Raw genomic sequence first — 612 nt, forward strand, 5'->3', positions numbered from 1 at the left:
GGGCAATGACACACTGAAAGGCGGTGCAGGCAACGACGAAATTTATGGTCAGGATGGACATGACCATCTGACCGGACAAGATGGTAACGACCTCATCAAAGGCGGTACCGGTAATGACACCATCGGAGGTGATGGTGGTAACGACGTCATTTACGGCGAAGATGGCGGCGACCGCATTTGGGCCGGCACGGGTGATGATGCCGTAGACGGCGGAAGCGGAAACGACAGCATCTACGGGCAAGACGGTAACGATACCCTCTCCGGCGGCACGGGTGATGATGGCCTTGATGGGGGCACAGGAAACGACCGCCTGTATGGTAACGACGGTCATGACGGTCTTAGCGGCGGCGAAGGCAACGATTACGTCAACGGCGGTGCCCATAATGACCTTCTTTACGGCAACAATGGTGATGACCATCTCGATGGTGAAAGCGGCAACGACACACTTATTGGCGGCCACGGCAATGACCTCCTCCAAGGTCGAGACGACAATGACAAACTCTACGGTGAATGGGGCAACGACCGCCTAGAAGGTGGCAACGGCAACGATGCCCTCTATGGACAAGATGGTCATGATGTGCTGCTTGGCGGTCATGGTAACGACCATCTGGA

At 56.0% G+C, this 612-nt stretch carries 1 protein-coding gene; it reads left to right on the plus strand.

Annotated elements, in window-relative coordinates; all coding sequences use genetic code 11:
- Nucleotides 1-612: calcium-binding protein (locus tag LRP50_RS25440; protein ID WP_274167182.1), on the plus strand; the 612-nt coding region annotated here is incomplete at both ends.

It is taken from the genome of Enterovibrio gelatinilyticus, assembly GCF_028683095.1.
GTDB classification, from domain to species: Bacteria; Pseudomonadota; Gammaproteobacteria; order Enterobacterales; family Vibrionaceae; genus Enterovibrio; species Enterovibrio gelatinilyticus.